Annotated in this window: 4 protein-coding genes; 3 read left to right on the forward strand and 1 reads right to left on the reverse strand. The window is 67.4% G+C overall.

Annotated features, from left to right (window positions below; all coding sequences use genetic code 11):
- The first annotated feature begins 1,508 nt into the window (after positions 1 to 1,508).
- The 3 genes from AC30PD_RS10370 (at position 1,509) to AC30PD_RS10380 (ending at position 6,846) form a co-directional block, all read left to right on the forward strand.
- Positions 1,509 to 3,389: a hypothetical protein gene (locus tag AC30PD_RS10370; protein ID WP_489535585.1), complete on the forward strand. Its 1,881-nt coding sequence runs from the start codon at positions 1,509 to 1,511 to the stop codon at positions 3,387 to 3,389.
- A gap of 179 nt (positions 3,390 to 3,568) precedes the next feature.
- Positions 3,569 to 4,582 (forward strand): endonuclease/exonuclease/phosphatase family protein, encoded by a 1,014-nt coding sequence (locus AC30PD_RS10375; RefSeq protein ID WP_489535586.1) that lies wholly within the window; start codon positions 3,569 to 3,571, stop codon positions 4,580 to 4,582.
- Between the two features lie 344 nt (positions 4,583 to 4,926).
- Positions 4,927 to 6,846, forward strand: a complete 1,920-nt coding sequence (locus tag AC30PD_RS10380; RefSeq protein WP_489535587.1) for a heparinase II/III family protein — start codon at positions 4,927 to 4,929, stop codon at positions 6,844 to 6,846.
- 12 nt (positions 6,847 to 6,858) lie between these two features.
- On the opposite strand, the gene AC30PD_RS10385 is transcribed toward AC30PD_RS10380, so the two are convergent.
- Positions 6,859 to 8,220, reverse strand: a complete 1,362-nt coding sequence (locus AC30PD_RS10385) for a phenylacetate--CoA ligase family protein (RefSeq protein ID WP_489535588.1) — start codon at positions 8,218 to 8,220, stop codon at positions 6,859 to 6,861.
- Between the last annotated feature and the right edge of the window lie 201 nt (positions 8,221 to 8,421).

The following is an 8,421-nucleotide window of genomic DNA, read 5'->3' on the forward strand; positions in this document are numbered from 1 at the left end:
GTCGGTGCTGGCGCAGGCGGGGTCGGTGCTGGCGCAGGCGGGGTCGGTGCTGGCGCAGGCGGGGTCGGCGAAGAACCGCCTCCGCCTCCGCAAGCCGTCAAGGAAGCGGCCGAAGCGGCGAACCCGGCCCAGACCGACAGCGCACACAAGACGCCACGTCGAGACGGCGCCGCAGCACCGTCGACGGGTGCAGCAGAAGGGGATGGGGAGTTCGTCATGGTCCGTTCACACCGGCCGTAGAGCCGCTGGCAGAAGAGTATGCATGGAGTGCCGCGGCCACAAAACGCGGCAGACCCGCGTCTCTGACAGCGTTGGATGCCGGTCGAATTCCGGTACGCCTCTGTAACAGATGCGTCTGCTTCGACGCATGTGGTTCACATCAAGCAGGTCGGACCTCCGGCTCTCCACTTCAAATTAGGGGGCCCATCTGTGGTGCATGCCCGGTCTGGGGGTCATGCACCGTCACCGGACAGCACACGGCTTGAGAAGCGAGCCTGTTACAGACCCGACGCTTCCGTTACGCCCGACAGCACCAGCGCCCGTAGCCTCGCGCTTCACAGGTTTGCCGAGGTCCCAAGGGCCTGGCTTTTGACAACGAGGCCCGAGCCTCGTGCCGCGACCGAGCCGCGGCAACTACAACATTGGGACTCCCTTACATGAAGATTTCGCTGAACTATGTGGCGCTCACGCTGGCGGAGGCCGCGATGTGCGTCGCCCTGGTGGGTTGTGGTGGTGGCGAGAGCGTCGATGCGTCGGTCGACAGTTCGGCCACCGACGACACCACGATGGACCAGGCGGAGCGCCTGCGTTGGCGGCAAATGGACTTCGTGGCGCCGGTCGTCGCTGTCACCAGCCAGACGCCGGTGGCGTCGACCGGCCTCGTCGGACTGGCCGGTGACGCCAGCGACAACATGCGGCTGTACCGGGTTCGCTGGCAGAACGACCGCGGTGGCAACGGCCGCGCCTCGTTAAGTGGCACGACAGTGTCGGCTCGCTGGACCGTCCCGTCGCTGCAACTGCAACAAGGTGCCAACACCATCACCGTGACCGCCGAAGACGCGGCCGGGAATTCCGCGAAGACCACCGTGGTGGTGACACGCGCCGATGCACCCGCACCTGCACCGGCTCCCGCTCCGGCCCCAGCACCCGCGCCGGCCCCTGCTCCGGCTCCGGCTCCGGCCCCTGCTCCGGCTCCGGCTCCGGCTCCGGCTCCGGCTCCGGCTCCCGCTCCCGCTCCCGCGCCTGCACCGGCTCCCGCACCCGCACCCGCACCCGCACCTGCACCTGCACCTGCTCCGGCTCCGGCCCCCGCTCCAGCTCCGGCTCCCGCTCCCGCTCCGGCCCCCGCTCCGGCTCCGGCTCCCGCTCCCGCTCCCGCTCCGGCCCCCGCTCCGGCCCCCGCTCCGGCTCCAGCTCCCGCTCCGACTCCCGCTCCCGCTCCGGCCCCCGCACCGGCGCCAGTTCCCGGCACGATCACCATCGCGCCGCTCGGTTCGCCCCGTATCCTGGTGAACGACACAGCCACGATCAGCCGGCTGCGCACCTCGTTGAGTGCCAATGCGGCCGCTGCCACGCGCTTCAAGGCGCTGGTGGACGCCGAGGTCGCCGGCGCCCGCGCCTACGACTTCAAGCCCTGGTATGCCGCGCTGATGGGGCAGATCACGGGTACCACGTCGTACTGCACTTTCGCGGTCGCCAGAACCGAAGCGTTCGTCGCCTCCGAAGAAGCGCTGTTCCAGAACAACCAGCGCGCCGTGGTGGCGGGCGACAGTTACCTGGAAGTCGGCGGCATGATCGGCAACGTGGCGCTCGTCTACGACTGGTGCCGCCCGCAGATGACGGCCGCGCAGCGCACACGCTGGGCCAACTATGGCAACCAGGCCGTGTGGAACGTGTGGAACTACAACCAGGCGAAGTGGGGCAACACCACGTACGCATGGAGCGGCTGGTCGATCGATAACCCGTCGAACAACTACTACTACTCGTTCCTGCGCGCCACCATGCTGCTCGGCCTGGCGACCTATGGCGAGAACACCCAGGCGCAGGGCTGGCTCGACAAATTCCGCACCGAGAAGATCGCCAACCAGCTCGTGCCCACCTTCAACCGCGACCTCGCCGGCGGCGGCTCGCGCGAAGGCACCGGCTACGGCGTGGCGATGAAGGGCTTGTTCGACCTGTACTACTGGTGGGAAAAGTCGACCGGGCAACGTATCGCCGACCTCACGCCGCACACCCTGGCTTCGCTCGAGAAGTTCATGCACGACGTGGTGCCGACGCTCGACCGCATTGCGCCCACCGGCGACCATGCACGCGACTCGACCGCGTCGCTGTTCGACTACCACCGCGAGTACCTGGAAATCCTCTCGCGGCTGTATCCGACCGACGTGATGGCGGGCGTGTCGAAGACGCTGCTGGCGCAATCGTCGGTGCCGCGCATGTACAACAGCTTCGAAGCCTGGGTCGACTTCCTCTACGACCAGGCCGACATCACGGCGCAGCCGCTGAGCCGCCTGCCGACAGCCCGCTGGGGCAGCGGCACGGGGCAGTTCTCGATGCGCTCAGCGTGGGCGACCGACGCGACCTATGCCAACCTGATCTGCGGCCCGTACACCGAAAGCCATGCGCACCGCGACCAGGGCAGCTTCGTGCTCTTCAAGGGCAACTGGCTCGCGTTCGACGAGAACATCAACTCGCACTCGGGCATCGCCCAGGACGAGGTGAACCACAACCTCGTGCGCATCGAACAGAACGGCGCCGTTGTCACGCAGCCGGGCAACTCGAGCTGCTCGATGCTCGCGCTGGCCGACAACGCCGTCTACAGCTACGGCCTGGCGCGAGTGACGCCGGTCTACAGCGGCAAGGCCGTGGTCGCCAAGGTGGAGCGCGAGTTCCTGCTCATCAAGCCGTCGACGCTGGTGGTACTCGACCGCGTGCAGACCACTGGCACCGGCGTGCGGCGCGTCTGGACGCTGAACCTGCCGGGCACGCCAACGGTCACGGGCGACCGCCTCACGTCGATGAGCGGCAACAACCAGCTCGACGTGGTGCGCCTCGCGCCGACCGGCCTCGCATCGACGGTGGTCTCGTGGCCTTCGGCCAACTCCGACATGAGTGCCGGCTCGCGCGTCGACGTGGCTGATTCGACCGGCGACACCTCGGTGTTCCTCAACGTGCTCGGCGCCGACCGTGCGTTCAGCACGGCGGTGCGCTCCGACGCGACCGGGCAGACCGGCGCGCTGATCACGCTGGCCAACGGCAGCACGGCCACAGTGCGCTTCAGCACCGCGGGCACGGGGGGCACGCTGGAGATCCGCAACCAGGCGGGGCAGGTCACGTCGACCGGCGCCTTGCCGACGACGATCCAGACGCCCCCGCGCCTGGCGAACTGAGCGATCTTCTGCCGGGGCTCGCCAGCCCCGGAATGAAACAAGGCCGACCGTCTCAGACGGTCGGCCTTGTCGTTTCCGGGCGCCCCTTCGTGTAGGCTGCGCGGCTGTGTCGCCGGCGCGCGACGCAACCGAGCCACCACCACACGGAGAGTCCCATCGCCAGCGCCGGCCCTTCATTGTTGTTGCGTGCCCTCAAGTGTTTCGTGGGCGCGGTGACCGGCGCGATCGTGCTGCTGTCAGCCGCCTATGCCGTGTACGACCCGGGTACCTGGTGGCTCGAACTGGCGCGTTATGTTCCCTATCCGATCTACCTGCTCGGCGCGGGCTTGTCGCTGCTGGCCTCATATTGGCTTTCGAAGACCTGGCGCATCGCCGCCCTGATCGCACTCGCGCTGGTGGCCAGCGTGATCATGGGCTTTGTCTGGGGCAGCCCCGACAAGGGCTCGCAGCGGCTGCGCGTGATGACTTACAACGTCAAGTCTTACCTTGCCGACGAACGCCCCGAGTCGTACGGGCGCATCGCCTGGGAAGTGCTGCAGAACGACCCGGACATCCTGGTTCTGCAGGACGCCCAGCACCTCATCGATTCGAAAGGCGCGATGCCCGAGCCGGTGCGCAAGATGCTCGGCGACCGGAACGTGCACACCTACGGTCAATACATTGTTGCCAGTCGTTACGCCTTGCGTGAATGCGGGCCGGGCGAGATCAGTTTTCGCGGTCGCACGCACACCTACGTGCGCTGTGTGGTGGTGGCGCAAGGTGTCGAGATCGACCTGTTCGCGGTGCACTTCCTGTCGCCGCGCGAGGGCCTGAATGCGACTCGGCACGAAGGCGTTGCCGGGCTCGACGACTGGCGGCAGAACTTCGAAGACCGCATGACCCAGGCCAGCGCACTGGCCGATGTGGTTTCAGCCAGCCGACGCCCGGTGATCGTGGCCGGCGACCTCAACGCGCCTGAAAGCTCCCCGGTGGTGGGAACCTTGTTCTCGGCCGGCGTGCGCGATGCGTTCTCGAGCGCCGGAAAGGGCTACGGCTACACCCAGGGCCACGCGCTGCGTCCGGGGATCAGTTTTCTGCGGATCGACCACATTCTGGTCAACGCCAAGCTCGGCGTGCTCGACTGTTTTGTCGGCAGCAAGGAAGGCTCGGAGCACCGCCCCGTCATCGCCGACCTGCTGCTGGAGCGTGAGTGATTTCACCCCCCACGAAACAGAGCGCGTAGCTCTTGTCACAGGTTGTTTGTTTCCGGTACTTTCCGGGGTGGCCGATGCCTATGATCTCGTGTATGACATCCAGCAAGCGACTCCATTTCCTGTTCTCTTCGGTACTGGCGCTGAGCGCCTGCGGCGGGAGCAGCAGCCCCGACACCCAAGCGACCAATGCGCCCACGCCGGCGCCCGCTCCAGCCCCGGCGCCTGCGCCCTCGCCAGCACCGGCGCCCACACCTGCGCCTGCCCCGGCACCCGCTCCAACTCCGGCGCCCGCCCCGGCACCGACGCCTGCCCCGGCACCCGTTCCGGCCCCTGCGCCCGGCACGGTGACGATCACGCCGCTCGGTTCGCCGCGCATCCTCATCTCGAACGCGCCCACCTTGACGCGGTACCGCTCGTTGATGAACTCGCAAGCGGCTTCTGCGGTGCGCTTCAAAGCACTGGTCGACGCCGAAGTCGGCGGTGCACGAGCCTACGACTTCAAGCCCTGGTATGCCGCCCTGATGGCGCAGATCACGGGTACCGCGTCGTACTGCACCTTCGCCGTGGCGCGCACCGAGAGCTTCGTCGCTTCCGAAGAAGTGCTGAACAATGCCAACCAGCGCGCTGCCGTGGCTTCCGACAGCTACCTCGAGGTCGGCCCGATGATCGGCAACGTGGCGCTCGTCTACGACTGGTGCCGCAGCTCAATGACCGCCGCGCAGCGCACACGCTGGATGACCTACGCGAACCGCGCGGTCAACAACGTCTGGAACCCGAACACCGCGAGCTGGGGCAACACCACCTACACGTGGAGCGGCTGGTCGATCGACAACCCGGTCAACAACTACTACTACTCCTTCCTCGAAGCGACGATGCTGCTCGGGCTGGCGACCTATGGCGAGAACAGCCAGGCCCAGGCGTGGATCGACCGCTTCCGCACGACCAAGCTGCAGAACCAACTGTTCCCCACCTTCAACCGCGACCTGACCGGTGGCGGCTCGCGCGAGGGCACGGGCTACGGCACCGCCATGAAGAACCTGTGGCGCCTGTACGACTGGTGGGAAAAGTCGACCGGCGAACGCGTGGCGACACAAACGCCGCACACGCTCGCCTCGATGTCGCACCTGATGCACAGCATCGTGCCGACGCTCGACTACCTCACGCCCACCGGTGACCACGCGCGTGACTCGACCGCAGCGCTGTTCGACTACCACCGCGATTACCTGCAGGTGCTGATGCGGCTGTTCCCGAACGAGCGCATGTCCGGCACGGCCAAGTCGCTGCTCGCTGCATCGTCGGTGCCGCGCATGGCGAACAGCTTCATGTACTACAGCGACTTCCTGTACGACCAGACCGACATCGCCGCGCAGCCGTTGACCAACCTCGCCACTGCCTACTGGGCCAGCGGCACCGGGCAGTTCGCGATGCGCTCGTCGTGGGCGCGCGATGCGGCCTACGCCAATTTCATCTGCGGCCCCTACTCCGAGAGCCACGCGCACCACGACCAGGGCAGCTTCACCTTGTTCAAGGGCAGCTGGCTGGCGTATGACTCGAACATCGCTTCGGCGTCGGGCATCGAGCAGGCCGAGCCGCTGCACAACCTCGTGCGCATCGAAGACAACGGCACGACCGTGACGCAAAGAGAAGGCGCGTCGCCCTGCCAGATGCTGGCGCTCGCCGAGAACGCGAACTACGCCTACGGCCTGGCGCGGGTGACCCCGATCTACGACGGCAAGGCGGCCGTCGGCAAGGTGGAACGCGAGTTCCTTTTCATCAAGCCGAGCACGTTCGTGATCCTCGATCGCGCCGATTCTGTCGGCGCCGGCACACGCCGCGTCTGGACACTCAACCTGCCTGCCGCCCCCACCGTCAACGGCGAGAACTTCAGCCTCGTGCGCGGGGCCAACCGGCTCGACGTGATGCGCCTCGCCCCGGCCGGCCTGACGACGACGGTCACGCCCTGGGCGTCTCTGGGTGCCGGCGTGTCGTCGGGCAGCCGTGTCGATGTGATCGACGCGAACGGTGGCTCGTCGGTGTACCTGCACGTGATGGGCACCGACGGCTCGGTGACCCAGGCCGTGCGCTCCGACGCCAGCGGTCAGACCGGCGCGCAGATCACGCTCTCTGGCGGGCGGACCGCCACCGTTCGCTTCAGCACCACCGGAACCGGAGGCACGCTCGAGATTCGCGACGCCGGCGGCGGCGTGGTCACCAGCGGTGCCCTGCCCACCACCGTTCAGGCGCCGGCGCTGTTCGCGAACTAGGCTCGCATTGGCTCAGCGCACCATGTGTGCGTTGGCCAGCGAGATCGTCAGCCGGCGTTTGCCGGAACTGGTGGTGGGGATTGTGTCGACCTCGACGATTTCCACGCGCATCGCGGAGCCGGCTGTCGACTGAACCTTGGCGGTCAGCTTGTCGCGCCGTTCCTGGGTCCACGGTGACGGCACGACGAGCCGGAACTGCACGCAGTCGCGTGCCGTCTGCACCACCTGCCACTGCTTCACGTCAGGCCAGTCGAGCATGGCGTAGACGAAGAACTCGCCGGGCACGTGCCGCCCGTCGGGCGTCTCGATCAGGTCGAGCACCCGGCCGTCGATCGACGCCAGCAAGGGCAGGCCCCGACCGCAACTGCAGGCCACGCCCCGGTAGGTCGCCCGGTCGCCGTTCAGGTAGCGCACCATCGGCATGCCGAAGTTGTGCAGGTCTGTGATGGCCACGTCGCCTGAATGGCCGGGCCCCGTCGACACGCCGTCGGCACCCAGTGTTTCGAGCACGAGGTGATCGGCATTCACGTGCCGCCCTTCGTGCTGCTCGCACTCCGACGCCATCAGCATCACTTCGCGCGAGCCGTAGGTGTCGTACACCGGGCATCCGAAGGCTTGTTCGATGTCGCGCCGCTCGGGCTCGAACAGCGCTTCTGCCCCTGTCAGCACGCCGCGCACGCCGCTCAGCGTGCGCCCGGTCTCGATCATGCGCCGCGCGACGACGGCCACCGGGGTGACATAGCCGACCACAGCCCGCGGCCCGTAAGCGTGAATCTCGTCGATGCGGTGATCGATGTTGGCGCCACTGAGCGTGAAAGCGTCGAAGAAGTTTCGATTGAAGGCGCCGTGGTAGAGCCGATCCTTCAGGCCGCCCCACCCCCCCTTGCGCAAGCCGGTGCCCCAGAGATAGGCCGTGCGCGTGCCGAGGCCTGCGCCGCCCCACCCGTAGCCACGCCACATCACGGCCGTGCGGCGCGCGTACACGTCCATCGTGTACTCGAACCGGAACGGGTCACCCGTGGAGCCGCCCGTCACCTTGCTGAGTGTGCGGCCGCGCCAGGGCACGGCGATCATGTCTTCGTAGTTCGCCGAGATGAGCGACTTGGTGAGCGTGGGGTAGCGCGCCAGTTCGTCGGCGTGACCAAGGTTTCCGGGCCGGCAGCCTGCGTCGCGCCAGTGCCTCTGCAGGAAGGGAACGTGCTCCCAGCAGTGCGCGAGCAGGGCGTTGAGCTTCTTCAGCTGCAGCGCGGCCAGTTGTTCCGGGCCCAGCCACTGGCTCGCTTCGTACTCGGCGATGTGACTCGCCGTCCCACGGCGCCGAACCCCGGTTTCGTAGGCCGGAAACAGGACGCTCCGGAAGAGTGTTTCGTACAAGTGCCGGTCCTTTGAATGGGGCGTGTTGGATCCGAGAGCGGATCATGGCCCGATTCTGGCAGGGCGGAACCCCCTCAAACAGCCGGTCGGAGCACCTCTGCCGACCCAGCGCGCACTTCGTCGCTCAAACCCGCACGGGTTCGGGAATCTCGCGCACCGTCACCCGCCGTTTGCCGCTCGGCGTGAGCGCGATCTCGTCCA

The organism is Rhizobacter sp., assembly GCF_032229685.1.
Taxonomy (GTDB): domain Bacteria; phylum Pseudomonadota; class Gammaproteobacteria; order Burkholderiales; family Burkholderiaceae_C; genus LMDS01.